This window comes from Streptomyces sp. NPDC002076 (assembly GCF_053593835.1).
In genome coordinates this window covers 415,838-441,441 of sequence record NZ_JBSFDI010000004.1, presented here as the reverse complement: position 1 = coordinate 441,441, position 25,604 = coordinate 415,838, and the positions used below count along the sequence as shown (strand labels likewise).

Sequence of the window (25,604 nt, the reverse complement as noted above, 5' to 3'; positions counted from 1 at the left end):
GGGCATCACCGCGCAGCACACCGGCGCCGCCCCGCGGGGGGCATCCGGCCGCATCGGGCAGGACCCGGTGCCGGCGCACCGAGTGGGGGACCGGACGCATGTGAGGGGCGACACCCTCGGCGCCCGGCGGTTCAGCACACGCCACTCCCCGCCGGGCAGGATCGGCGGACCGCCCGCACAAGGCCCCGGACGACCCAGCGTCCCCCACCCCGAGCACGCTGCCAGGCGCCGCGGGTGACGGCCGGACCGAGACGGCGAGTAGGTGGGGAGTTGCCCGTTCGGGGGTGCCTCGGTGGTGGGGCCGGGCCGACGGCAGCGGGCCGTGGGGCACGTTTCGCTGAGGCGTTGTCAGTGGTGGCTGCAAGACTGAACGAGACGCCACAGAACCGACGCACGAAGGAGTGATCGGCATGGCAGGCACGGGCGGCGGACGGCCGAGCCTCTACCCCACGCTGCTGTACGGGGACGCGAAGGCGGCGATGAGACAGCTCACGGAGGCCCTCGGCTTCACCGAGCTGTCGGTGTACGAGACGGAGGGCGGCAAGGTGATGCACGCCGAGCTGGTCCAGGGCAACGGCGCGGTGATGATCGGCTCCAAGGGCCGGGGCGGCCTCTTCGACGCGGCGATGAAGGACGCCGGGCCCGCGGGGGTGTACGTCGTCGTGGACGACGTGGACGCCCACCACCAGCGGGCCCTGGAGCACGGCGTGGAGATCCTGATGCCCCCGACGGACCAGGACTACGGCTCGCGGGACTACATGGCCCGGGACATCGAGGGCAACATCTGGAGCTTCGGGACGTACGCCCCCGAGATCGGCGCCTGAGCGACCCCCGCGCCGCTCATCCTCCGGTGTGCACCTGGAAGGCGGCCCGGCGCACGGCCTTGGCCAGCGCCGGGTCGGGATGCGCGGCGGCGAGCGCGACCAGGACCTGCACGGTGCGCGGGTGCCCGACGGCGCGGACCTCGTCGAGCAGCTGGGGGACGGTGGGCTGCACCGCGGACTCCAGATGCCGGACCAGCATCGGCGACTCGCCGTGGTCGGCGACGGCGGCGGCCGTGTCCACCCACAGCCAGGTCGCCTCCTCCCTGGTGAGGACCTCGTGGGCGTCCTCCGGGTCGATCCCGTCGTGCTCGGCGAGCCACAGCAGGGCGTAGGGCCGCAGGGCCGGCTCGTCCACGACGGCGCGTACGTCGGGCTCGGCGGGGGCGCCGACGACGCGCAGCGCCTCGAAGGCCAGGCCGCGCAGCAGCGCGTCATCACCGCGCGCGGCGTGGATCAGCTCGGTGATGGCATCGCCGACGGTGCGGGCGGCGAGCCAGGCGCGGTATTCGGCGCGGGCGGCGTTGGGGCGCAGCTGGGCGCAGCCGCGGAGCATGTCCTCGGCGGACTGCTCGATGTTGCCGGCCGGGCTCTGCGCGGCCACGCAGATCTGCTCCAGCTTGACCCACACCGCCCAGCTGCCCAGCGGGGTGAGGGTGGCCTGGCCGTCGCCGTAGGTCAGCGCGCCGACCGAGGCGAGGGCCCGCAGCGCCCAGTCGAGGAGGGGGTCGAGCGGGGCGTCGCCGGTGGGCGCGGCGTCTTCCGGGACGGCGGCCGCGAGTTCCGCCGGGCTCGGGGAGTCGGCGGCCGGGAGCGCGTGTCCCGGCTCGGACGGCCGCTCCGCCCCGGGCGCGGCGGGCTGTGCGGACCGGGGCTCGGACGGCGGCCGGGCCGCCGGCACGGTCGGCCGCGCGGGCCCGGGCCCGGCCGGCTGCTGGGTGCCGGGCTCGTAGGGCACCTCGCAGCGCTCGGTGCGCAGTTCGGTGACCCGCTGCTGGAGCAGGTCGAGGAGCTGCTCGACCGGGACGGGCCCGGCGGACAGCTGGAGGAAGGAGAGCACCTGGGGCATGGCCGAGACGACCTCGGCGACGGCGGCCGGCTCGTGCCCCTCGGGTTCCGGGGAGGCGAGCGACCAGGCGTCGAACAGGGCGACCCAGCCACGCAGTACGGCGCTGTCGTCACGGTCCCAGGCGCGCAGCCGCCAGCCGGGGCGCGCGCTGTCGCCGTGCACCTCTACGAGTCCGGCGAGGCGTGCGGTGTCCCAGTCGGTGCGGATCTGCGTGACGCTCAGGCCCAGGTCGGCGGCGGCGCGCCGGGCGGTGGCGTCGGACAGGGTGGCCTTGCCGTCGGCGGTGGCGCCGTCGCTGCCGGGGCCGAGTGCGGCGTCGGCCCAGCGGGCGACCCGGACCGGGCCGGCCAGTCCGGTGCGGGCGATTCCGGCCAGTTCCGCGGGGGCGGGGGTGCCCTCCGGCGGCCGGGGTGCGGGGCGGCGCGGGCGCCGCTGGTTCACAGCTCTGGGGGCGGCGGCCAGGGGTCGCGGTCGGACGAGTCGGAGCCTGGAGTCGCGCGGGATACGGGACGTCACGGGTGCAGTCTTCCGGTTGACGGTCCGAAAACCCAAACGGAATGTCACGGCGGGCGACGGGGCTGGCCAAGGCACCGGGTTCGGGTCGGGGCGAGGAGGGGTGATCAGGCCAGTCGTACGGCCTCGGCACGCATGAAACGGAATGCCCGGCGCCGGGACTTCCTGCACCTGCGGGCGGGCCGGGGAGCGCCCTCATACCAGCGGGGTCAGGAAGCGGCGCAGCCGCTCCTCGTACTCCTTCGGGTCGGCGTTCCACATCGCCGCGTGCGGGGCCTGCGGGACGGTGTGCAGGGCGACCAGATCCGGACGGCGGCGGGCGAGCCGGCGGGAGAACTCCCAGGGGGCCACCTGGTCGTCGGGCCCGTGGAAGATCAGGGTCGGTACGGTGAGCACGTCGGGGTCGGTGATCTCGGGGACCCGGTCGGCGTGCAGGCCGGCCCGGCCCTGGGCGGCGCGCACCGCGAGCGGCAGCAGCGGCTGCGGGGTGCGGCGGGCCCGGGCGAGGGCGCGCAGCGTGGCCTCCCAGCTGAGCACCGGCGAGTCGAGGACCAGTCCGGCGATGCGCTCGCGCACCGGGGAGTGCTCGGCGGCGCGCAGGGCCATCGTGGCGCCGGTGGACCAGCCGAGCAGGACGACCCGGCGGGCGCCGCGGCGGACGGCGTGGCGGATCGCCGCGTCCAGGTCGCGCCACTCGGTCTCGCCGAGGTGGCTCAGGCCGTCCGGCGGGCGGGGAGCGCCGTGGTCGCCCCGGTAGGCGAGCGCGAGGACCGGCACCCGGCGGGCGTGCAGGGGGGCCATGAGGTTCATGGCCTGTTCCCGGGTGGTGCCGAGGCCGTGCACGGCGATCACCCAGGTGTCCCGGGCTCCGGGCACGAACCAGGCGGGCAGCTCGCCGAGTTCGCCGGGCACGTCGATGTCGGTGTGGTCGAGGCCGAGGGCGGTGCCGGGATTGCCGACGTACAGGTTCGGGGTGAGCCACACCGGGTCGCCGGGGGCGAGGGTGCCGTGGGTGACGCGTTCCAGGCGGCGTACGACAGTGTCGGCCGCGTGCCGGGCCGCCTCCAGGACGGGGCCGACGACCGCGTGCGAGCCGTCGCCGGCGAGGCCGTAGGTGCCGGGGCGCAGCGAGGCCAGGTCGCGGGTGAGGGTGATCCGGCCGGCGGCGGTGCTGTGCACGGTGAGGCGGGGTTCGGTGGGCAGGGGGCGGCCCGCGGGCGCCTTCAGGGCGGCGTCGCTGGCGATCCGGCCGGCGGCGACGGACGCCGCGCCGGCGGCGAGGACCGCGGTCAGTGCGGTGGCGGTCGCTTTGACTGGGCGCACGGGTCCAGTGTCGTGGGGGTTGGGCCTACCGGCCAGTGGAAAGGCGGGGCGGCGAGGAGCGTCGGGGCGCGGTGGGTTGGGCGCGGCCGGACACGTGCGTGGTGGCTGAGCGCCGCCGCGGCGGACACCAGGGACGAGAAGACGCCGGAGCGAAGGGCTGGGCAGCACGGGGTCACCTCCGTTGGCCGTACCCCTTCAAACGTTCCCCGACCTCCGCCAGTTGTGCCTCCGTCAGCAGGGACGGGGTCAGGCCCGGTACCGAGGACGCCGTCAGCCACAGGCGGCACATCCACTCCAGTTGGGCGGTGCGGTCGTAGGCCTGGTCGAGGGTGGTGCCGTAGGTGATCGTGCCGTGGTTCTGCAGGAGGCAGCCGGAGCGGCCGGTCAGGGCACGGAGCATGTGCTCGGCGAGCTCGTCGGTGCCGTAGGTGGCGTAGGGGGCGACCCGGACGGGGCCGCCCAGGGCTGCCGCCATGTAGTGGACGAGCGGGAGTTCGGGCACGAGGGTGGAGACCGCCGTCGCGTGCACGGCGTGGGTGTGGACGATCGCGCGGGCGTCGGTGGTGCGGTAGACGGCGAGGTGCATGGGCAGCTCGCTGGTCGGCACCAGCGTGCCGAGCACCTGGCGTCCGGTGAGGTCGACGCCGGTGATGTCGTCCGGGGTGAGCCGGTCGTACGGCACGCCCGACGGGGTGACCAGGACGAGGTCGCCCACGCGCGCCGAGACGTTCCCGGAGGTGCCGACCACCAGCCCGTCGGCCACCGTCCGCCGTGCCGTCGCGACCAGTTCCGCCCAGATCCGTTCCTGTTCCATGTCCCGCCGCTGTCCAGCCATGCCGCGATCCTGCCAGCCGGGCCCACGGGAGGAGGGACGGACGGTCGCCTCCGGCCGGAAGCGCATGCCCCCGAACGGGCGAAAGACCAGGTGAATCGCCGTGAAGAGGCGCTGATTCGGCGATCAGCGGACCTTCAATGGTCTCCCTTGCCCACGGGACGTTCTCTCGTCCGCCGACCCGGGGAGACACATGGCCGACAAACGCACCCCTCTCCGTCACCGCGCCGGTGCCCTCGCGGCGGCCATGGCGGCGCTCGCCCTCACGGGCACCGCGTCCGCGGCGGCCGATCCTTCGGCACCGGCGGCCTCGGGCCTGCCCCGGGGACACGACGTCTCGTCCCACCAGAAGCCCGTCGACTGGGCGACCGCCCGGTCGACGGGCGCGCGGTTCGTCTACGTCAAGGCGACCGAGTCCACGGACTACCGCAACCCCTACTTCTCCCAGCAGTACGACGGCGCGCGCGAGGCGGGCCTGTACCGGGGCGCGTACCACTTCGCCCGGCCGGACAGGTCCTCCGGCGCCCGGCAGGCCGAGTACTTCGTGCGGAACGGCGGGGACTGGGTGGCGGACGGCCGGACCCTGCCGCCCGCGCTGGACATCGAGGACAACCCGTACAGCAAGAAGGACGAGTGCTACGGACTGGACAGGACGCGGATGGTCCGCTGGATCCGGTCCTTCAGCGACGAGATCGAGCTGGAGACCGGCCGCCGTCCGGTGATCTACACGACGACCGAGTGGTGGCGGCTCTGCACCGGCAACAGCCATGCCTTCGCCGGGAGCCACGCCCTGTGGATCGCCCGGCACGGCACCTCACGGCCGGGGCCGCTGCCGGGTGGTTGGCGGCACTGGATGTTCTGGCAGTTCGACGCGGACGGCCGGCTGCCGGGTGACCAGAATCTCTTCAACGGGTCCGCGAGCCGGCTGCGGACCTTCGCCCGGGGCTGGTAGCCAAGGGGCGCCTGGGCCGCCGGAGCCGAGCGGAACCTCGAACTCCCTCCCTGGACACTCTGACGCCCACCCCAGTTCACCTTTTGTTCACTCAGGTTGCCTACGGTCATCCAGCCAATGACCTCGAACGATTGCCTGGGTAAATGGAAAGCTTCTCGCTGATCCTCGCGATAGTGGTAGTAACCGCTCTCGCGTTCGATTTCACGAACGGTTTCCACGACACCGCCAACGCGATGGCGACCGCCATCTCGACAGGCGCCCTGAAGCCCAAGATCGCGGTGGCCATGTCCGCCGCCCTCAATCTGGTGGGCGCCTTCCTCTCCGTGGAGGTCGCCAACACGATCTCCAAGGGTCTCGTCGACGAGACCGGCATCCGTCCCGAGGTCATCTTCGCCGCCCTGGTCGGCGCGATCCTCTGGAACCTGCTGACCTGGCTGGTGGGCCTGCCCTCCAGCTCCTCGCACGCCCTGATGGGCGGTCTGATCGGCGCCACCGTCGCCTCCGCCGGCTTCGGCGCGGTGCACGGTGACGTCCTGGTCACCAAGGTGCTGCTCCCCGCGGTGGCCGCCCCGATCGTGGCAGGCGTCGCCTCGATGCTGGCCACCCGGTTCTCCTACGGCATCGGCGGCAAGGCCGAGGGCGAGGCCACCCGCAAGGGCTACCGCGCCGGCCAGATCGCCTCCGCCGGCCTGGTCTCCCTCGCGCACGGCACCAACGACGCCCAGAAGACGATGGGCATCATCACCCTCGCGCTGATCGCGGGCGGCGCCATCGCCCCGGGCTCGAACCCTCCCACTTGGGTCATCCTCTCCGCGGGCCTGGCCATCGCGCTCGGCACCTACATCGGCGGCTGGCGGATCATCCGCACCATGGGCAAGGGCCTGACCGAGCTGGAGCCGCGCCAGGGCTTCGCCGCCCAGACCAGCGCCGCGACCGCCATCCTGGCCTCCTCGCACCTGGGCTTCTCCCTGTCCACCACGCATGTCGTCTCCGGCTCGGTGATGGGCGCGGGCCTCGGCCGCAAGGGCGGGGTGGTCCGCTGGTCCACCGCGACCCGCATGGCCGTCGCCTGGGTGCTCACCCTCCCGGCCGCCGCGCTGGTCGGCGCGGGCGCCGAGTCCGTCACGGACCTGGGTGACTGGGGCACCGCGGTCGTCGCCGTCTTCCTGGTCGCCGCGAGCGCCACGATCTGGAAGATCTCCCGCCGCGAGGTCGTCGACCACACCAACGTCGTCGACGTGCCCGAGGAGCCGGCCGGCGTGGTGACCACCGCCATCGCCGCGGTGACCCCGCCCCCGGCGGGCACGATCACCGCGGACCTGACGGCCACGATCCCCTCCCCGGCCGCCGCCGAGGCCGCGCCCGAGGCCGCCCCGCCGGCCGCCACCGTCTGACCCCGGCCACACCGGTAACCAAGGAAGCAACCCCATGAAGATCGACTGGTCGGCCCTCGGCTCCGTCTTCGGCGTCAGCCTCGTGTTCACGGTGGGCCTGGTGGCCCTGTTCACCCTCGGCGTCAACGGTCTGGCCCGGCGCGAGAAGGCCGCGGCCCAGGGCGACTCCGCCGCCCTCGCCGTCACCGGCGCCTACCTCTGCTTCGCCGCCTGTGCCGCGGCGGTGTCGTACGGCATCTACCTCATCGTCTCCAAGTCCTGACCGAGCAGCACGAACCGGGCAATCCGAAGGCTCCTCTCCGTCCCTGACGGAGAGGAGCCTTCGCCATGCCCAGGGGTCACGGGCGCCCCAGGATGTGGGGATCGGCACACTCTCCCCTCGCAGGTCAACGGCAAGTTGACGGCCGTTCGGAGCGCGTGGTGGACTGCCCAGGCCATGTACGGCGGCAGGAGAGGAAGCCGGTGCGAATCCGGCGCGGTCCCGCCACTGTCACCGGGGAAGAACCCCCGGGAGCCAGGAACTCTCACCGCCGAATCTCGTCGAACCAGGGCGCGGACACCCTGAGTGAGGACACAGATCGCCATGCCCGGCTGCCGAAGGACCAGTACCAGGCCCGCTCCTGTACCCACGGCCGGCTGAGCCGATGGGTGCCGATCGCACTTACGCGTACGGCGCCGCCGCCGGCCTTCTCGGTGACCTGCTCCTCGGCGATCCGCGCCGCGGGCATCCGGTCGCCGCGTTCGGGCGTGCGGCCGCCGCCGTGGACCGCGCGTTGTGGCACGACCACCGCGGCTGGGGCGCCGTGCACACCGTCGTGTGCGCCGGTGGCGCCGTCGCACTCGGCACGCTGGCCGCACGCGCCGTACGCCCCTCCCCTGCCGCCTCCGTCGCACTGACCGCCGCCGCCACCTGGGCGGTCGTGGGCGGTACTTCGCTCGCCCGGGAGGCCCGCACGATCGGGCGCGCCCTGGAGTGCGGGGACGTCGAGGCGGCGCGGGCGCGGCTGCCGCATCTGTGCGGCCGGGACCCGCAGGCGCTGGACGCCGACGGGATCGCCCGGGCCGTGGTCGAATCGGTCGCCGAGAACACCTCCGACGCCGTCGTGGGCGCCCTGGTGTGGGGCGCCGTGGCCGGGGTGCCCGGGCTGCTGGGGTTCCGGGCCGTCAACACCCTGGACGCGATGGTCGGTCACAGGTCCCCCCGCTACCGGCGCTACGGCTGGGCCTCCGCCCGGCTGGACGACCTGGCCTGCTGGCCGGGGGCCCGGCTGACTGCCGTGCTCGCCGCCGCGGCCGGACCCGACCCGCGGGGCGCGCTGCGGGCCTGGAAGGCCGACGCCCACCGGCACCCGAGCCCCAACGCCGGGCCCGTGGAGGCCTCGTTCGCGGGCGCTCTCGGCGTCCGGCTGGGCGGAACGCTCTCCTACGGCGGCCGGGTCGAGCACCGGCCCGTGCTGAACGGGGGCACCGGCCGGGCCGTCCGGGTCACCGACATCGACCGGGCCGTACGGCTCTCCCGCCGCGTCGGCGTGCTCGCGCTCGGCGGCACGGTCGCCGCGCGCCTCCTCGTCAAGAGCGTCAAGGGTCTGAAGGGACGTGGGAAGTGAACGGGGGACTCCTCGTCGCCGGCACCACCTCCGACGCCGGAAAGAGCGTCGTGACGGCCGGGATCTGCCGGTGGCTGGTGCGACAGGGCGTGAAGGTCGCGCCGTTCAAGGCGCAGAACATGTCGCTCAACTCGTTCGTCACCCGCGAGGGCGCGGAGATCGGGCGGGCCCAGGCCATGCAGGCCCAGGCGTGCCGGATCGAGCCGACCGCGCTGATGAACCCCGTGCTGCTCAAGCCGGGCGGCGAGCAGAGCAGCCAGGTGGTGCTGCTGGGCAGGCCGGTGGGCGAGTTGAGCGCACGCGGTTATCACGGCGGGCGGCAGCAGAGGCTCCTCGGCACGGTGCTGGACTGCCTGGCCGAGTTGCGGGGCACGTATGACGCGGTGATCTGTGAGGGCGCGGGCTCGCCTGCGGAGATCAATCTGCGGCGGACGGACATCGTGAACATGGGGATCGCGCGGAACGCGCGGCTGCCCGTGCTGGTGGTCGGGGACATCGACCGCGGAGGCGTCTTCGCCTCCTTCTTCGGAACCGTCGCCCTGCTCTCGCCGGAGGACCAGGAACTGGTCGCCGGGTTCCTGGTGAACAAGTTCCGTGGCGACGTCTCGCTGCTGGAGCCGGGGTTGGACATGCTCCGGGACCTCACCGGGCGGCGGACGTACGGTGTCCTTCCGTTCCGGCACGGGCTCGGCATCGACGAGGAGGACGGGCTTCGGGTGTCGCTGCGGGGCACGGTCCGCGAGTCCGCCGTGACCCCGCCCGTCGGCGAGGACGTGCTGCGGGTCGCCGTGTGCGCGATCCCGCTGATGTCCAACTTCACGGACGTCGACGCCCTGGCCGCCGAACCGGGGGTCGTGGTGCGGTTCGTGGACCGGCCGGAGGAGCTGGCGGACGCGGACCTGGTGGTGATTCCGGGGACCCGGGGCACGGTCCGGGCGCTGGAGTGGCTGCGGGAGCGGGGCCTCGCGGACGCCGTCGTCCGGCGGGCCGCCGAGCAGCGGCCCGTCCTCGGCATCTGTGGCGGCTTCCAGATCCTCGGCGAGCGCATCGAGGACGAGGTCGAGTCGCGGGCCGGCGAGGTCCCCGGGCTCGGTGTGCTGCCCCTGCGGGTGCGGTTCGCCCCCGAGAAGACCCTGACCCGGCCGTCCGGGGAGGCCCTCGGCGAGCGGGTCGAGGGGTACGAGATCCACCACGGGGTCGCCACGATCGACGGCGGCGAACCCTTCCTCGACGGCTGCCGGGTCGGCCAGACCTGGGGCACGCACTGGCACGGCTCCCTGGAGTCGGACGGCTTCCGCCGGGCCTTTCTGCGCGAGGTGGCCGCCGCCGCGGGCCGCCGCTTCGCGCCCGCGCCGGACACCTCCTTCGCCGCGCTGCGCGAGGAGCAGCTCGACCGGCTCGGCGACCTGATCGAACAGCACGCGGACACGGACGCGCTCTGGCGGCTCATCGAGTCGGGCGCGCCGCAAGGACTGCCTTTCATTCCACCGGGAGCGCCCGCATGAGCACAGTGTTGTTGTTGTCGACCGCCGACACGGATCTGCTGGCGGCCCGGGCCTCCGGTGCGGACTACCGCATCGGCAACCCGACGCGGGTGGATGTCGCCGGTGAACTCCCGGGCCTCGTCCAGGGCGCGGACCTCGCCGTCGTACGGCTGCTGGGCGGCAGGCGCGCCTGGGAGGAGGGGCTGGCCGTGCTGCGGGCGTCCGGCGTCCCGACCGTGCTGCTGGGCGGTGAGGCCGTACCGGACGCCGAATTGATGGCCGAGTCGTCGGTGCCGGCCGGTGTGGTGGCGGAGGCGCTGAAGTACCTGGTCGAGGGCGGGCCCGCGAACCTGCTGGAGCTGTCCCGGTTCCTGTCGGACACCGTGCTGCTGACCGGTGAGGGCTTCGAGGAGCCGCGCAAGATGCCGGAGTACGGCGTCCACGGCGACCGCCCTCTCGTCGACGGCCGGCCGACGGTGGGCGTGCTCTTCTACCGGGCGCACGAACTCAGCGGCAACACCGCCTTCGTGGACACCCTGTGCGCGGCGATCGAGGCGCAGGGCGCCAACGCCCTGCCCGTCTACTGTGGTTCGCTGCGCGGCGCGGACGCCGGGCTGTACGAGCTGCTGGGGCGGGCCGACGCGCTGATCGCGACCGTGCTCGCGGCCGGCGGCACCCACGCCTCGCAGGCCTCGGCGGGCGGTGACGAGGAGTCCTGGGACATCGGCGCGCTCGCGGACCTGAACATCCCGGTGCTCCAGGGCCTCTGCCTCACCTCCTCGCGGTCCGCGTGGCAGGAGTCGGACGCCGCCCTCTCCCCCATGGACGCGGCGATGCAGGTCGCGATCCCGGAGTTCGACGGCCGGCTGATCACCGTGCCGTTCTCCTTCAAGGAGCAGGGCCCGGACGAGGTCCCGGTGTACGTCGCCGATCCGGAGCGGGCCGCGCGGGTGGCCGGAATCGCCCTGCGGCACGCGCGGTTGAAGCACAAGCCGAACGCGGAGAAGAAGATCGCGCTGGTCTTCACCGCGTACCCGACCAAGCACTCCCGGGTCGGCAACGCGGTCGGTCTGGACACGCCCGCGTCGGCGGTCCGGGTCCTGGACGCCCTCCGGGAAGCCGGCTACGGCCTCACCGAATACCCCTCCGGTGGCGATGAGTTGATCCACCGGCTGATCGAGGCCGGCGGCCACGACGTGGAATGGCTGACCGAGGAGCAGCTGGCGGCGGCGCCCGCGCGGGTCCCGCTGGCCGACTACCGGGCGTGGTTCGAGAGGCTGGACCCGGAGCTCAGGGAAGCCATGGTGGAGGCGTGGGGCGAGCCGCCGGGCAGCCTGTACGTCGACGGCGAGGACATCGTGCTGGCGTCCCTGCAGTTCGGGAACGTCGTGGTGATGATCCAGCCGCCGCGCGGATTCGGGGAGAACCCGATCGCGATCTACCACGACCCCGACATGCCGCCCTCGCACCACTACATGGCGGCCTACCGCTGGCTGGAGAACAGTTTCGGCGCCGACGCGATCGTGCACATGGGCAAGCACGGCACGATGGAGTGGCTGCCGGGCAAGGGGCTGGGACTGTCGCGCGGCTGCGCGCCGGACGCGGTCCTCGGCGAGCTGCCGCTGATCTACCCGTTCATCGTCAACGACCCCGGCGAGGGCACCCAGGCGAAGCGGCGCGGGCACGCCACGGTGGTCGACCACCTGGTGCCGCCGATGGCCCGCGCCGACACCTACGGCGACCTGGCCAAACTGGAGCAGCTGCTGGACGAGTACGCGCTCGTCTCCGACCTGGACCCGACGAAGGCCCCGGCGGTCCGCGCCCAGATCTGGACGCTGGTCAAGGCGGCCGAGCTGCACCACGACCTGCATGTGGACGAGCAGCCGGACGACGAGGCGTTCGACGAGTTCGTCATGCACATCGACGGCTATCTGTGCGAGATCAAGGACGTGCAGATCCGCGACGGCCTGCACATCCTGGGCGGCGGCCCGGTCGCTGAGCCGCGGGTGAACCTGGTGCTGGCGGTGCTGCGGGCGTCGCAGGTGTGGGGCGGGCAGGCCAACGCCCTGCCGGGTCTGCGTGCGTGTCTGGCCACCCATTTCGGGCTCGTCGAGAAGGAGCTGCTGGCCGAACCCGGTGCCCCGGTGAAGGTGCCGGTGGAGCTGACGGACCTGGTGGACGGGCCGGCTCGTACCGCCTCCGACGCGATCGACCTGCTGGAGCAGCTGTGCCGACGGATCGCGGAGGGGATGGAGGCGCGGGCCTGGGACCGTGCGGTCGTCCCCGCCGTCCTGCGGGGCGTGCTCGGTGGCGAACTCACCGATGCCATCGCCGTGTTGGAGTTCGCCTGCGACGAGGTCGTGCCGCGGCTCGCCCGCACCACCGACGAGATCGGGCACATCCTGCGGGCCCTGGACGGCGGTTACGTCCCGGCCGGCCCCTCCGGCTCCCCGACCCGTGGTCTGGTCAACGTGCTGCCGACCGGCCGGAACTTCTACTCGGTGGACCCCAAGGCCATTCCCTCGCGGCTGAGCTGGGAAGTCGGCCAGTCGCTCGCCGACTCGCTGGTGCAGAGGTATCTGCAGGACACGGGCGAGTACCCGAAGTCCGTCGGGCTGACGGTGTGGGGCACGTCGGCGATGCGCACCCAGGGCGACGACATCGCCGAGATCCTGGCGCTGCTGGGCTGCCGTCCGGTGTGGGACGACGCCTCGCGCCGGGTGACGGGATTCGAGGTGGTCCCGCTGGAGGAGCTGGGCCGACCGCGCATCGACGTCACGGTCCGCATCTCCGGCTTCTTCCGGGACGCGTTCCCGCACGTCGTCGGGCTGATCGACGACGCGGTGCGGGCCGTGGCCGAGCTGGCCGAGCCCGCCGAGAGCAACTTCGTGAAGGCGCACGCCGACGAGGACACCGCCGAGCACGGTGACCGGCGGCGGGCGACGGCCCGTGTCTTCGGCTCCAAGCCGGGGGCGTACGGCGCCGGTCTGCTGCCGCTGATCGACGCCCGCAACTGGCGCTCCGACGCCGACCTCGCCGAGGTGTACGCCGTCTGGGGCGGCTACGCGTACGGGCGCGGGCTCGACGGGCGGGCGGCGCGCGGGGACATGGAGACGGCGTTCCGGCGGATCGCGGTCGCCGCGAAGAACGTCGACACCCGCGAGCACGACCTGGTCGACGCCGACGACTACTTCCAGTACCACGGCGGCATGGTCGCCATGGTCCGGCACCTGACCGGCGCCAACCCCGAGGCGTACGTGGGCGATTCGGCCGTACCGGACCAGGTGAGGACGCGCACGCTCGGCGAGGAGACGCACCGTGTCTTCCGGGCCCGGGTGGTCAACCCGCGCTGGATGGCGGCCATGCGCCGGCACGGCTACAAGGGCGCCTTCGAGATGGCGGCCACCGTGGACTACCTGTTCGGCTACGACGCCACGGCGGGCGTGGTCGACGACTGGATGTACGAGAAGTTGAGCGCGGAGTACGTCTTCGATCCGGAGAACCGGGACTTCATGAAGAGGTCCAATCCCTGGGCGCTGCGCGGCATTACCGAGCGCCTGCTGGAGGCGGCGGACCGGGGGCTGTGGGCGGAGCCGGACGCGGACACGCTGGAGCGGCTGCGCGCCACCTACCTGGAGCTGGAAGGCGACTTGGAGGGTGACGACCAGTGACAACCCCCTTTCCTTTCACGGCCGTTGTCGGCCAGGACGATCTGCGGCTCGCGCTGCTGCTGAACGCCGTCTCGCCGGCGGTCGGCGGCGTGCTGGTGCGCGGCGAGAAGGGCACCGCCAAGTCGACGGCCGTACGGGCCCTTTCGGCGCTGCTGCCGGAGGTGGCCGTGGTCGCCGGGTGCCGTTTCTCCTGTGACCCGGCGGCGCCGGACCCCTCCTGCCCGGACGGTCCGCACGAGCCGGGGGCGGGCGCTCAGCGGCCTTCGCGCATGGTCGAACTCCCCGTCGGCGCCTCCGAGGACCGCCTCGTCGGCGCGCTCGACATCGAGCGGGCGCTGGCCGAGGGCGTAAAGGCGTTCGAGCCGGGCCTGCTGGCCGACGCGCACCGCGGGATCCTGTACGTGGACGAGGTCAACCTCCTCCACGACCACCTGGTCGACCTGCTGCTCGACGCGGCGGCGATGGGCGCCTCGTACGTCGAGCGCGAAGGCGTCTCCGTACGGCATGCCTCGAAGTTCCTGCTCGTCGGCACGATGAACCCCGAAGAGGGCGAGCTGCGGCCCCAGTTGCTCGACCGGTTCGGGCTGACGGTCGAAGTCGCCGCCTCGCGGGAGCCGGACCAGCGGGTCGAGGTGGTGCGGCGCCGACTGGCGTACGACGACGATCCGGCCGCCTTCGCCGCGCGGTGGGCTAAGGAGGAGGCCGCCGTACGGCAACGGATCGTCACGGCACGGAAGCTGCTGCCGCAGGTGCGGCTGGGCGACGGGGCGCTGCGGCAGATCGCGGCGACCTGTGCCGCCTTCGAGGTGGACGGCATGCGGGCCGACATCGTGATGGCACGTACGGCGACCGCGCTCGCCGCGTGGGCCGGGCGGACGGACGTGCTCGCCGAGGACGTCCGGCAGGCCGCGCTGCTCGCGCTGCCGCACCGACGGCGGCGGAACCCGTTCGACGCGCCGGGTCTCGACGAGGACAAGCTGGACGAGACGCTGGAGCAGTTCGGCGGTTCCGAGGACGAGGACCCGGACGACGATCCTGGCCCCGACGGGCCTGGTGGCGGCGGTGGGCAACCGGCGCCCGAGAGCGGTCCCCAGGGCGACGGCGGCAGCGCCGCGCAGCCCGAGGCCGGTGAGGGCGGGCAGCCGCAGGCCTCCGGCGGACAGGAGCAGTCGCCGGTACGGGCCGCGGAGCCGTTCCGTACGAAGGTGCTGAGCGTGCCCGGCATCGGTGAGGGGGCGGCGGGGCGGCGTTCGCGCGCCCGCACCGAGCACGGGCGGACCACCGGCGCCCGGCGGCCCCGAGGGGTGTTGTCCAAGCTGCACCTGACGGCGACCGTGCAGGCCGCCGCCCCGCATCAGCGGGCGCGCGGGCGGTCGGGGCCGGGGCTGGTGATCCGGCGGGACGATCTGCGCCAGGCGACGCGGGAAGGCCGCGAGGGGAACCTCGTTCTCTTCGTCGTGGACGCCTCCGGTTCGATGGCGGCCCGGCAGCGGATGGGCGCCGTGAAGGGTGCCGTGCTGTCCCTGCTGCTGGACGCCTACCAGCGGCGGGACAAGGTGGGCCTGGTGACCTTCCGGGGCGCCTCGGCGGACGTCGCTCTGCCGCCCACGTCCTCCGTGGACGCGGCGGCGGCCCGGCTGGAGCGGCTCCCCACCGGTGGCCGTACGCCGCTGGCCGCCGGGCTGCTCAAGGCGCACGAGGTGCTGCGCGTGGAGCGGCTGCGGGATCCGGCGCGCCGGGCGCTGGTCGTCCTGGTGACGGACGGGCGGGCCACCGGCGGCCCGGAGCCCGTCGCCCTCGCCGGACGTGCGGCCCGGCTGTTCGCGGCCGAGGGGGTCGCGTCGGTGGTCGTGGACTGCGAGTCGGGGCCGGTGCGGCTCGGGCTCGCCGGGCAGCTCGCCGGTGAGCTGGGCGGCACGGCCGTCACGCTGGACGAGCTGCGGGCCGACTCGATCGCCGGGCTGGTCAGGGATGTGCAGGGGACGTCGAGGAGGGCCGCGTAATGCCGCAGGGACAGCCGAGTGTCGTACCCGATGACGGTCTGACGACCCGCCAGCGACGCAACCGTCCGCTGGTCGTCGTGCACACCGGTGTCGGCAAGGGGAAGTCCACCGCCGCGTTCGGGCTCGCGCTGCGCGCCTGGAACCAGGGGTGGCCGATCGGGGTGTTCCAGTTCGTCAAGTCGGCGAAGTGGAAGGTCGGCGAGGAGAACGCCCTGCGCGTGCTCGGCGCCTCCGGTGAGGGCGGGACCGTCGCCTGGCACAAGATGGGTGAGGGCTGGTCCTGGGTGCAGCGGGACGCCCAGATGGACAACGAGGAGAAGGCCCGGGAGGGCTGGGAGCAGGTCAAGCGGGACCTGGCCGCCGAGACCTACCGGCTGTACGTGCTGGACGAGTTCGCCTACCCCATGCACTGGGGGTGGGTGGACACCGACGAGGTCGTGGACGTGCTGCGGAACCGGCCCGGTACGCAGCATGTGGTGATCACCGGGCGGAACGCGCCGGAGAAGCTGGTGGACTTCGCCGACCTCGTCACCGACATGTCCAAGGTCAAGCACCCCATGGACGTGGGGCAGAAGGGCCAGAAGGGCATCGAGTGGTGACGACGTCGGTGCCTCGGCTGGTCATCGCCGCGCCCTCCTCGGGCAGCGGCAAGACCACCGTCGCCACGGGGCTGATGGCCGCGTTCGCCGCGCGGGGCCTCGCCGTGTCCCCGCACAAGGTCGGGCCGGACTACATCGACCCCGGGTACCACACGCTCGCGACCGGGCGGGTGGGGCGCAACCTGGACGCGTACCTGTGCGGGCCGGAGCTGGTCGCTCCGCTGTTCCTGCACGGGGCGCGGGGGTGTGACATCGCCGTCGTCGAGGGTGTGATGGGCCTGTACGACGGGGCGGCGGGCGAGGGTGAACTCGCGTCCACCGCGCATGTCGCCAAGCTGCTGCGGGCGCCGGTGGTGCTGGTCGTCGACGCGTCGTCGCAGTCTCGGTCGGTGGCGGCGCTGGTGCACGGGTTCGCCTCCTGGGATCCGGAGGTGCGGGTCGGGGGCGTGATCCTGAACAAGGTCGCCTCCGACCGGCATGAAGAGCTGCTGCGGGACGCGTTGGACTCGGCGGGGGTGCCGGTGCTGGGTGCCTTGCGGCGGGCCGAGCAGGTGTCGACGCCCTCTCGGCATCTGGGGTTGGTGCCGGTCGCCGAGCGGGGCGCTGCCGCGGTCGGCTCCGTCGGGGTCATGGCGGCGCAGGTGGCCCATGGTTGCGACCTGGCTGCGCTGGAAGGACTTGCCCGTAGCGCAGGTGCCCTCCCAGGGGGCTCCGCCCCGTGGACCCCCGCCTCGGCCACCGACCACCCGGCTCGCTCGGCCGAAAGGCGAAGGCCAGTAGTCGCCGTAGCCGGTGGGTCCGCGTTCACCTTCTCCTACGCCGAGCACACCGAACTGCTCACCGCCGCCGGTGCCGAGGTCGTGACCTTCGACCCCCTGAGGGATGAGCAACTCCCCGACGGCACTGCCGGGTTGGTCATCGGCGGCGGCTTCCCCGAGGTGTACGCGGCCGAGCTGTCCGCCAACGAGCCGCTGCGCAAGGCCGTCGCCGAGCTGGCGCTGAGCGGTGCCCCGGTGGCCGCCGAATGCGCCGGACTGCTGTACCTGTGCAAGGAGCTGGACGGGCAACCGATGTGCGGCGTGCTGGACGCCACCGCGCGGATGACGGAACGGCTGACGCTCGGCTACCGGGACACCGTGGCCGTCGGGGACAGTGTGCTGGCCGTCGCGGGGACGCGGATGCGGGGGCATGAGTTCCATCGGACCGTGGTCGAGCCCGGCGCCGGGGCCGCTCCGGCGTGGGGTGTGCGGGCGCCCGTCCGGCGCGTCGAAGGTTTCGTACGGCAGGGCGTGCACGCGAGTTATCTGCACACGCACTGGGCGTCCGAGCCCGGTGTCGCCCGTCGGTTCGTGGAGAGGTGCCGGACGTCATGAGCAGCAGGCTGGTCGGAGTCGGGGTCGGTCCCGGTGATCCGGAGCTGGTGACCGTCAAGGGGGTCAACGCACTGCGGGCCGCCGAGGTGGTCGTCGTGCCGGTCATGGACACGGGGGAGCGCGGGCGGGCCGAGGCGACCGTGTTGCACTACGTGCCCGAGGACAAGGTCGTCCGGGTGGTGTTCGCGCTGAACGAGCGGACCGACCGGGCGCGCCGGGAGGCCGCCTGGGACGCGGCGGGTGCCGCGGTCGCCGGGCTGCTGGAGCGGCACGGGTCGGTCGCCTTCGCCACCATCGGCGATCCCAATGTGTACTCGACGTTCACGTATCTCACGCAGACGATCTCCGGGCTGGTGCCCGGTGTCGTCGTGGAGACCGTGCCCGGGATCACCGCCATGCAGGATCTGGCGGCCCGGTCCGGCGCCGTGCTGACCGAGGGCACCGAGCCGCTGACGCTGGTGCCGGTGACCGCCGGGTCCGCCGTGCTCAAGGAGGCGCTGGCCGGGCCGGGGACCGTCGTCGCGTACAAGTTCGGGCGGCAGGCCGCCGAGGTCGCCGAGGCGCTCGCGGAGACCGGGCGGCTGGCCGGTGCCGTGTGGGGTTCGGCGCTGGGGCTGCCGGAGGAGTCGGTGCGGCCGGCCGCCGAGCTGGACGGGACGCCGTTGCCGTATCTGTCGACGCTGATCGCGCCCCCGCGGCGGGACGGCGGACGGGGCGGGAAGCTGTGAGGCGGACGAGCCGGCCGGCCCCCCGGGACGCGTGCCGCCGGCCGGACGGGTCAGCCGCCGGACAGACCCACCACCAGCCAGATGAAGGCCGCGCCCGCCACCGTGCAGAGCAGGGTGGAGCGCGCGGGGTGCTCGTGGTGGGCCTCGGGCAGGATCTCTGCGGCGGCGAGGTACAGCAGGACGCCGCCGAACAGGCCCAGGTAGCCGCCGAGCGCCGGCTCGGGGATGTGGAAGAAAGCGGTCGACAGCGCGCCCAGCACGGGTGCGCAGGCATCGGCCACCAGCATCGCGATCGCCCGGCGGCGGGCGTTGCCGTACAGGCTCGTGATGGTGAAGGTGTTGAAGCCGTCGGCGAAGTCGTGCGCGATCACGGCGAGCGCCACGGCGGCACCCATGCCGCCGCCCACCTGGAAGGCCGCGCCGATGGCCACACCGTCCATCGCGCTGTGGCCGACCATCGCGGCGGCCGCCACGAGGCCCACCTCGGGCGCCCGGTGACCCTGCCCCTCGGCGCCGCCGTGCGCGGCCTGGCGGGCGGCCAGGGTGCGTTCCACCAGGTGGGCCAGGAGAAAGCCGGCCACGAACAGCAGCAGGGCGGCGGGTACGCCGAAGATCTCGCGGCCGGCGGCGTGCAGTGCCTCCGGCAGCAGGTCCAGGCCGACCACGCCCAGCATCAGGCCGCCGGCCAGTCCCAGGACGAGATGGCGACGGTCGGTCACGCGCTGTGCCGTCCAGCCGCCGGCCAGCGTCATCAGGAACGCGCCGAGCGCGACGAAGACCGCCATAGGCCCTTGCTATCCGATGGAGGCGCCTTCGCGCACATCCGGCGCCGATCACATCCCGCCACACCCTGACATTTCACCCGCTTTTGATGTGTGTTTCCGTACGAGAGGACCCTTCCCATGGCCGATGCCCCCACCGGCAAGGTGACGTTCGTCGGCGCCGGCCCCGGCGCCGCCGATCTGCTGACGTTCCGCGCCGCGCGCGCCATCGCGGAGGCGGACGTGGTGATCTGGGCGGCGAGCCTGGTCCAGGCGGAGGTCCTCGAACACGCGCGTGCGGACGCTGAGGTCCTGGACTCGGCGACCATGCCCCTGGAGGAGGTCGTCGCCGTCTACCGGCGCGCCCACGCCGAGGGTCTGAAGGTGGCACGGATCCACTCCGGCGACCCGGCGCTGTGGGGCGGCACGCAGGAGCAGCTGGACCGGTGCGCCGAGATCGGGATCGAGACCGAGGTCGTACCCGGGGTGTCCGCCTTCTCCGCCGTCGCCGCGCTCGCACGCCGTGAGCTGACCATCCCCGAGGTCGCGCAGTCCGTCGTCCTCACCCGGCTGGGCGGCGGCAAGACGCCGATGCCGCCCGGGGAAGAGGTGCGGGAGTTCGCCCGGCACGGTACGACGATGGCGATCTTCCTCTCCGCCGCACGCAGCGGGCAGCTGGTGCGCGAGCTGCTGGAGGGCGGCTATCCGACGGACACCCCGGTGGTCGTCGCCTACCAGGCGACCTGGCCGGAGGAGCTGGTGGTGAGGTGCACGGTCGGCACGCTGGAGGAGACGGTCAAGGAGCACAAGCTCTGGAAGCACACCCTCTTCCTGGTCGGCCCCGCGCTGGACGCGCACGGCACCCGCTCGCACCTGTACCACCCCGGCCACTTCCACGGGTACCGCAAGGCCGACCCCGAGGCCCGGCGGGCCCTGCGCGAGCGGGGAGCGAGCAGTTGATCACGGTCGTCGGCACGGGGACGGGGGCGCCGGTTCCGGAGGATCTCCCCGCCGGGGCCGCCCTCGTCGTCGGCGGGCGCCGGCACCTGGACGCGGTACGGCTGCCGGAGGGCGCCGAGCGGATCGTGCTCGGGCCGCTGGCGCCAGCCCTGGACACGATCGCCGAGTATGTCGGCAAAGAGCTTCCGGTGGTGGTGCTGGCCTCCGGCGACCCGGGGTTCTTCGGGATCGTGCGGGCGCTGGCCGAGCGGTTCGGGTCGCGGCGGCTGGAGGTGCGGCCCGGGGTCTCGTCCGTCGCCGCCGCGTTCGCGCGGGTGGGGCTGCCGTGGGACGACGCCGTGGTGGTCAGCGCGCATGGCCGAAAGCTGCGTACGGCGGTCAATGTGTGCCGGGCGCGGCCGAAGGTGGCGGTGCTGACGGGGCCCGGGGCGGGGCCGGCGGAACTGGGCGCGGCGCTGCTGCACGGCCCGGGTGTGCCCGGGCGGGTCCTCGTCGTCGCCTCCGCCCTCGGCTCCGCGCAGGAGCGCGTCGAACGGGTCACGCCCGCCGAGGCCGCCGCCCGGGACTGGGGAACGGCGGTGAGCGTGGTGCTGTGTCTGGACGAGGCGCGGGCGCTCGGGCCGGTGCGTACGGTTGCCGGGGCTCCCGCGCGGCCTTCCCGGTGGGCCCTGGACGAGGACGAGTTCGCGCACCGCGACTCGATGATCACCAAGTTCGAGGTACGGGCGCTGGCCCTGGCCCGGCTGGGGCCGCGCCTCGGCGACCTGGTGTGGGACGTGGGCTCGGGTTCCGGCTCCGTGGCCGTCGAGTGCGCGCGGCTCGGCGCGGCCGTCGTCGCCGTGGAGAAGGCGGCGGACGGGGTGGAGCGGATCCGCGCCAACGCCCGCGCGCACGGCGTGGACGTGGATGTGGTGCACGGCTCGGCGCCGGAGGCCCTGGCCGGGCTCGCCGGCGATCCCGACGCCGTGTTCGTCGGCGGCGGAGGGCGTGAACTGCCCGCCGTCGTGAGTGCGTGCGCGCGGCGGGCCCGGCGTACGGTCGTCGTCGCCATGGCCGCCGTCGACCGGGTGCCGGCGGCCCGCGAGGCGCTCACGGCCGCCGGGTTCACCTGCGACGGGGTGCTGCTGCAGTCCTCGCGCCTGGCGCCGCTCCCCGGGGACGTGACCCGGCTCGCGGCGACCAATCCTGTGTTTCTGCTGTGGGGCGTCAGAACCCCGGTGCCTAGTGAAGGAGTTCTCCAGTGATCGGCCTGATTTCCGCCACCGCGGCGGGAGCGGCGGCACGGGACCGGCTGGCCGCGGCCTGGCCGGACCGGACGCGGGTGTACGAGGGACCCGTCAATGAGGCGGTGCGGTCCGCGTTCGCCGAGTGCGAGCAGCTGGTGTGCTTCCTGGCGACGGGCGCGGTGGTACGGCTGCTCGCACCGCTGCTCGGCGACAAGACGGCCGATCCGGGTGTGGTGTGCGTGGACGAGGGCGGCCGGTTCGCGGTGTCGCTGGTCGGCGGGCACGGCGGCGGCGCCAACGAACTCGCCCGCGAAGTCGGTGAGTTGCTGGGCGCCGAGCCGGTGGTGACGACCGCGACGGACTCGGTGGGGCTCGCGGGTCTGGACACGCTGGGACTGCCGTACGAGGGCTCGGTCGCGACCGTGTCCCGCGCCCTGCTGGACGGTGAACCGGTCGCGCTGGAGGCCGAGTTGGCCTGGCCGCTGCCACCGCTGCCGACCTCGGCGCAGGGGGCGTACACGATCCGGCTCACCGATCGGGCCGTCGAGCCCGGCGAGCGCGAGGTGCTGCTGAGGCCGCCGTCGCTGGTGGTCGGGGTCGGCGCGTCCAGGGGCGCGCCGGTGGAGGAAGTGCTGGGGCTGGTCGAGGGTGCGCTGCGGGAGGCGGGGCTCTCGCCGCGGTCCGTGGCCGAACTCGCCACCGTGGACGCCAAGTCGGAAGAGCCGGGCATCGTGGCCGCCGCAGCGCGGCTGGGGGTGCCGCTGGTGACGTACTCCGCCGAGGAGCTGGCCGCCGTCGAGGTGCCCAATCCGTCGGACGCGCCGCTCACGGCCGTCGGCACGCCGTCGGTGGCGGAGGCGGCGGCTCTGGTGCGCGGCGGCGAACTCCTCGTGCCCAAGAGGAAGTCACAGGGCCGGCCTGCCATGGCGACCTGTGCCGTCGTACGGCGTCCGGGGCGCGGGCGGCTCGCGGTGGTCGGGCTCGGGCCCGGCGCCCGGGACCTGCTGACCCCGCGCGCGGCGGCCGAGTTGCGCCGGGCCTCGGTGCTGGTCGGGCTCGACCAGTACGTGGACCAGATCCGCGACCTGCTGCGGCCCGGCACCCGGGTGCTGGAGTCGGGGCTCGGCGCCGAGGAGGAGCGGGCACGCACGGCGGTCGCTCAGGCCCGCCAGGGGCATGCGGTCGCGCTGATCGGCAGCGGCGACGCGGGCGTGTACGCCATGGCGTCCCCGGCGCTCGCCGAGGCCTCGGACGACATCGACGTGATCGGCGTGCCCGGGGTGACGGCCGCGCTGGCCGCCGGGGCGGTCCTGGGCGCGCCGCTGGGCCACGACCACGTGTCCATCAGCCTGTCCGACCTGCACACGCCGTGGGAGGTCATCGAGCGGCGGGTACGGGCGGCGGCCGAGGCGGACATCGTCGTCACCTTCTACAACCCGCGCTCCCGGGGCCGCGACTGGCAGCTGCCGAAGGCACTCGCGATCCTCGCCGGGCACCGGGAGCCGACGACGCCGGTGGGTGTCGTGCGCAACGCGTCCCGGCCGGACGAGTCGAGCCGGGTCACGACCCTCGCCGAACTGGATCCGGCGTCGGTCGACATGATGACGGTCGTCACCGTGGGCAACACGGCCACCCGGATCATCGCGGGACGCATGGTGACCCCGCGCGGCTACCGCTGGCAGGAACGCAACCAGGAGGGCGCCCAGTGAACCCTGTGGCCCGTGTGGTCCACCCCATCGAGCAGGAGTCCTTCCGCCGGCTGCGCGCCCGCCTGGACACCTCGCACTTCCCGCCGCTCACCCGGGCCGTGGTGGAGCGGGTCATCCACTCCGCCGCCGACCCGGAGTACGCGACCGATCTCGTCATGGCCGAGGACGACCTGGTCAGGGCGCACGCGGCGCTGCACGCCGGGGCGCCGGTCGTCGTGGACGTGGAGATGGTCGCGGCCGGCATCACCCGCCGGGAGACGGTCTGCCGGCTGAAGGAGGCCGAGTCCGGCCCCGGGCTGACCCGTTCGGCCCATGCCGTCCGGCTCGCCTACGAGCAGGTCGGACCCGGCGCCCTGTGGGTGATCGGCTGCGCGCCGACCGCCCTGGAGGAGCTGCTCGCCCTGGACGCCTCCCCCGCGCTCGTCATCGGCCTGCCCGTCGGGTTCGTCGGCGCGGCCGAGTCCAAGGCCGCGCTGCGCGCGAGCGGGCTGCCCGCCGTGAGCAACGTGTCCGAGAAGGGCGGGTCGGCGGTCGCCGCCGCCGCGCTCAACGCCCTGCTGTACCACCCCGTTTCGCCTGAGGAGACCTCGTGACCACCCCGCCCGCCCTGCTCATCGCCGGACACGGCACCCGTGACGACGCCGGAGCCGAGGCGTTCCGCGACTTCGTGCGGCAGTTGCAGCTCCGCTCCGACATGCCCGTCGCGGGCGGCTTCATCGAGCTGTCCGCGCCGCCGCTGGGCGAGGTCGTCGCCGGACTGGTGGCGCGGGGCGTACGGCGGTTCGCCACCGTGCCGCTGATGCTGGTGTCCGCCGGGCACGCCAAGGGCGACATCCCGGCCGCGCTGGCCCGCGAGAAGGAACGGCACCCGGGCATCTCGTACACCTACGGCCGTCCGCTGGGCCCGCACCCGGCGCTGCTGAGCGTGCTGGAGCGGCGGCTGGACGAGGCGCTGGGCTCCGCCGGGAGGAGCCCCGAGGACCGGGCCGATGTGACCGTGCTGCTGGTGGGGCGCGGCTCCACCGACCCCGACGCCAACGCCGAGGTGTACAAGGCGGCGCGGCTGCTGTGGGAGGGGCGCGGGTACGCCGGGGTGGAGACGGCGTTCGTGTCGCTGGCGGCGCCGGACGTGCCGAGCGGGCTGGACCGGTGCGCGGCGCTGGGGGCACGGCGGATCGTCGTACTCCCCTACTTCCTGTTCACCGGGATCCTGCCGGACCGGGTGCGGCAGCAGACCGAGGGGTGGGCGGCCGCGCACCCGGAGACCGAGGTGCGGTCGGCCGATGTCATCGGGCCCGAGCCGGAGCTGCTGGACCTGGTGACGGAGCGGTACGAGGAGGCCGTCAAGGGCGATCTGCGCATGAACTGCGACTCGTGCGTGTACCGGATCGCGCTGCCGGGCTTCGAGGACAAGGTGGGGCTGCCACAGCAGCCGCACTTCCACCCGGACGACGACGGCCACCACGGCTCCGGGCACGGTCACGGGCATCACCATCACGGGGGGCACTCGCACAGCCATGCGCACTGAGGGGACTGGGTCCGGGCACGATCTGCGGCATCACGGGGACGCCGAAGTGCGGGACGACGGGGCCGCGTTGACCGACCTCGCCGTCAACGTCCGCGCGGACACGCCCCCGCCGTGGTTGCGGGAGGAGATCGCCGGCTCGCTGTCGTCGCTCGCGGCCTATCCGGACGGGCGGGCCACGCGGGCGGCGGTGGCGGCGCGGCACGGGCTGCCGGTGGAGCGGGTGCTGCTGACGGCGGGCGCGGCCGAGGCGTTCGTGCTGCTCGCCCGCGCACTGAAGGTACGGCGACCGGTCGTGGTGCATCCGCAGTTCACCGAGCCGGAGGCGGCCCTCCGGGACGCGGGGCACAGCGTGGACCGGGTGCTGCTGCGGGCGGAGGACGGGTTCCGGCTGGATCCGGCGGCGGTGCCGGAGGAGGCGGACCTGGTGGTCATCGGGAATCCGACCAACCCGACGTCGGTGCTGCATCCGGCGGAGGCGATCGCCCGACTCGCCCGGCCCGGGCGGGTGCTGGTGGTCGACGAGGCGTTCATGGACGCGGTGCCGGGTGAGCGGGAGGCGCTGGCCGGGCGGACCGATGTGCCGGGACTGGTCGTGCTGCGCAGTCTGACCAAGACCTGGGGGCTGGCCGGGCTGCGGATCGGGTATGTGCTGGCTCCTGTGGAGATCATCGCCGAACTGGAGCGGGCTCAGCCGTTGTGGCCGGTGTCCACGCCCGCGCTGGCCGCCGCTCGGGCGTGTGTGACGCCGCGGGCGCTGGCGGAGGCGGGGCACGCGGCGCATCGCATCGCCGCGGACCGGGTCCATCTGCTGGCCGGGCTGTCGGAGTTCGCCTCCCTGGGAGTACGGGTGGTGGGGCCTGCGGAGGGGCCGTTCGTGCTGGTCCGTATGCCGGGGGCCGCGGCGGTACGACACCGGTTGCGTGAGCTTGGCTATGCGGTGCGGCGGGGGGACACGTTTCCGGGGCTCGGTGCGGAATGGGTGCGGGTGGCTGTGCGGGACCGGGTCACGGTGAGCGGGTTTCTGTCGGCGCTGTCCGTCGCGCTGCGGTAG

Annotated in this window: 21 protein-coding genes and 1 riboswitch; of the genes, 17 read left to right on the top strand and 4 right to left on the bottom strand. The window is 73.8% G+C overall.

What is annotated here, in order from left to right:
• Positions 1–410 precede the first annotated feature (410 nt).
• Entirely contained in the window at positions 411–824 is a 414-nt protein-coding gene (locus ACWCQS_RS11705; protein ID WP_388634875.1) for a VOC family protein, read from the top strand.
• Positions 825–840: 16 nt separating this feature from the next.
• Here the strand turns inward: ACWCQS_RS11705 and ACWCQS_RS11700 are convergent, their stop codons facing one another.
• From ACWCQS_RS11700 to ACWCQS_RS11690, 3 genes are all read right to left on the bottom strand, one after another.
• Positions 841–2,331 carry a hypothetical protein gene (locus tag ACWCQS_RS11700; RefSeq protein WP_451004253.1) on the bottom strand — a complete coding sequence of 497 codons (1,491 nt, stop codon included), beginning with the start codon at positions 2,329–2,331 and terminating at the stop codon, positions 841–843.
• 267 nt (positions 2,332–2,598) lie between these two features.
• Entirely contained in the window at positions 2,599–3,726 is a 1,128-nt protein-coding gene (locus ACWCQS_RS11695) for an alpha/beta hydrolase (RefSeq protein WP_451004252.1), read from the bottom strand.
• 172 nt (positions 3,727–3,898) lie between these two features.
• Positions 3,899–4,561, bottom strand: a complete 663-nt coding sequence (locus ACWCQS_RS11690) for a class II aldolase/adducin family protein (RefSeq protein WP_451004251.1) — start codon at positions 4,559–4,561, stop codon at positions 3,899–3,901.
• 190 nt (positions 4,562–4,751) lie between these two features.
• Between ACWCQS_RS11690 and ACWCQS_RS11685 the strand changes: the two genes are divergently transcribed.
• The 10 genes from ACWCQS_RS11685 to cobI all read left to right on the top strand — a co-directional run bounded on the left by ACWCQS_RS11685 (position 4,752) and on the right by cobI (position 18,369).
• Entirely contained in the window at positions 4,752–5,510 is a 759-nt protein-coding gene (locus tag ACWCQS_RS11685; protein ID WP_451004250.1) for a lysozyme, read from the top strand.
• Positions 5,511–5,653: 143 nt separating this feature from the next.
• Positions 5,654–6,904: an anion permease gene (locus tag ACWCQS_RS11680; protein ID WP_451004249.1), complete on the top strand. Its 1,251-nt coding sequence runs from the start codon at positions 5,654–5,656 to the stop codon at positions 6,902–6,904.
• Between the two features lie 34 nt (positions 6,905–6,938).
• Positions 6,939–7,166, top strand: a complete 228-nt coding sequence (locus ACWCQS_RS11675; protein WP_451004248.1) for a hypothetical protein — start codon at positions 6,939–6,941, stop codon at positions 7,164–7,166.
• A gap of 141 nt (positions 7,167–7,307) precedes the next feature.
• A riboswitch (cobalamin riboswitch) is annotated at positions 7,308–7,448 on the top strand.
• A 100-nt stretch (positions 7,449–7,548) separates the two neighbouring features.
• Positions 7,549–8,511 (top strand): cobalamin biosynthesis protein, encoded by a 963-nt coding sequence (locus ACWCQS_RS11670; protein ID WP_451004247.1) that lies wholly within the window; start codon positions 7,549–7,551, stop codon positions 8,509–8,511.
• Positions 8,508–10,016, top strand: a complete 1,509-nt coding sequence (locus ACWCQS_RS11665; protein ID WP_451004246.1) for a cobyric acid synthase — start codon at positions 8,508–8,510, stop codon at positions 10,014–10,016. The genes ACWCQS_RS11670 and ACWCQS_RS11665 overlap by 4 nt, the downstream gene beginning before the upstream one ends.
• Positions 10,013–13,666, top strand: a complete 3,654-nt coding sequence (cobN, locus tag ACWCQS_RS11660; protein WP_451004245.1) for a cobaltochelatase subunit CobN — start codon at positions 10,013–10,015, stop codon at positions 13,664–13,666. Before ACWCQS_RS11665 ends, cobN begins: the two co-directional genes overlap by 4 nt.
• Positions 13,663–15,669 (top strand): putative cobaltochelatase, encoded by a 2,007-nt coding sequence (locus tag ACWCQS_RS11655; protein ID WP_451004244.1) that lies wholly within the window; start codon positions 13,663–13,665, stop codon positions 15,667–15,669. The genes cobN and ACWCQS_RS11655 overlap by 4 nt, the downstream gene beginning before the upstream one ends.
• Complete coding sequence (cobO, locus tag ACWCQS_RS11650) at positions 15,669–16,268, top strand: cob(I)yrinic acid a,c-diamide adenosyltransferase (RefSeq protein ID WP_388634897.1); 600 nt, start codon at positions 15,669–15,671, stop codon at positions 16,266–16,268. The genes ACWCQS_RS11655 and cobO overlap by 1 nt, the downstream gene beginning before the upstream one ends.
• Positions 16,265–17,641, top strand: a complete 1,377-nt coding sequence (locus ACWCQS_RS11645; protein ID WP_451004243.1) for a cobyrinate a,c-diamide synthase — start codon at positions 16,265–16,267, stop codon at positions 17,639–17,641. The genes cobO and ACWCQS_RS11645 overlap by 4 nt, the downstream gene beginning before the upstream one ends.
• Positions 17,638–18,369, top strand: a complete 732-nt coding sequence (cobI, locus tag ACWCQS_RS11640) for a precorrin-2 C(20)-methyltransferase (protein WP_451004242.1) — start codon at positions 17,638–17,640, stop codon at positions 18,367–18,369. The genes ACWCQS_RS11645 and cobI overlap by 4 nt, the downstream gene beginning before the upstream one ends.
• A gap of 50 nt (positions 18,370–18,419) precedes the next feature.
• Here the strand turns inward: cobI and ACWCQS_RS11635 are convergent, their stop codons facing one another.
• On the bottom strand, positions 18,420–19,154 hold the full coding sequence (locus ACWCQS_RS11635) for a ZIP family metal transporter (protein ID WP_451004241.1): 735 nt from the start codon (positions 19,152–19,154) through the stop codon (positions 18,420–18,422).
• A 117-nt stretch (positions 19,155–19,271) separates the two neighbouring features.
• On the opposite strand from ACWCQS_RS11635, the gene cobM reads away from it, so the two are divergent.
• Genes cobM through cobC form a run of 6 tightly spaced genes read left to right on the top strand, consistent with a single transcriptional unit; the run spans position 19,272 to position 25,604 of the window.
• Positions 19,272–20,090 carry a precorrin-4 C(11)-methyltransferase gene (cobM, locus tag ACWCQS_RS11630; RefSeq protein ID WP_451004240.1) on the top strand — a complete coding sequence of 273 codons (819 nt, stop codon included), beginning with the start codon at positions 19,272–19,274 and terminating at the stop codon, positions 20,088–20,090.
• Positions 20,087–21,334, top strand: a complete 1,248-nt coding sequence (gene cbiE, locus ACWCQS_RS11625; RefSeq protein ID WP_451004239.1) for a precorrin-6y C5,15-methyltransferase (decarboxylating) subunit CbiE — start codon at positions 20,087–20,089, stop codon at positions 21,332–21,334. The genes cobM and cbiE overlap by 4 nt, the downstream gene beginning before the upstream one ends.
• Complete coding sequence (gene cobJ / locus ACWCQS_RS11620) at positions 21,331–23,025, top strand: precorrin-3B C(17)-methyltransferase (RefSeq protein WP_451004238.1); 1,695 nt, start codon at positions 21,331–21,333, stop codon at positions 23,023–23,025. Before cbiE ends, cobJ begins: the two co-directional genes overlap by 4 nt.
• 5 nt (positions 23,026–23,030) lie before the next feature.
• Positions 23,031–23,618: a precorrin-8X methylmutase gene (locus ACWCQS_RS11615; RefSeq protein WP_451004311.1), complete on the top strand. Its 588-nt coding sequence runs from the start codon at positions 23,031–23,033 to the stop codon at positions 23,616–23,618.
• On the top strand, positions 23,615–24,553 hold the full coding sequence (locus ACWCQS_RS11610) for a sirohydrochlorin chelatase (RefSeq protein ID WP_451004237.1): 939 nt from the start codon (positions 23,615–23,617) through the stop codon (positions 24,551–24,553). The genes ACWCQS_RS11615 and ACWCQS_RS11610 overlap by 4 nt, the downstream gene beginning before the upstream one ends.
• Positions 24,543–25,604: an Rv2231c family pyridoxal phosphate-dependent protein CobC gene (gene cobC, locus ACWCQS_RS11605; RefSeq protein ID WP_451004236.1), complete on the top strand. Its 1,062-nt coding sequence runs from the start codon at positions 24,543–24,545 to the stop codon at positions 25,602–25,604. The genes ACWCQS_RS11610 and cobC overlap by 11 nt, the downstream gene beginning before the upstream one ends.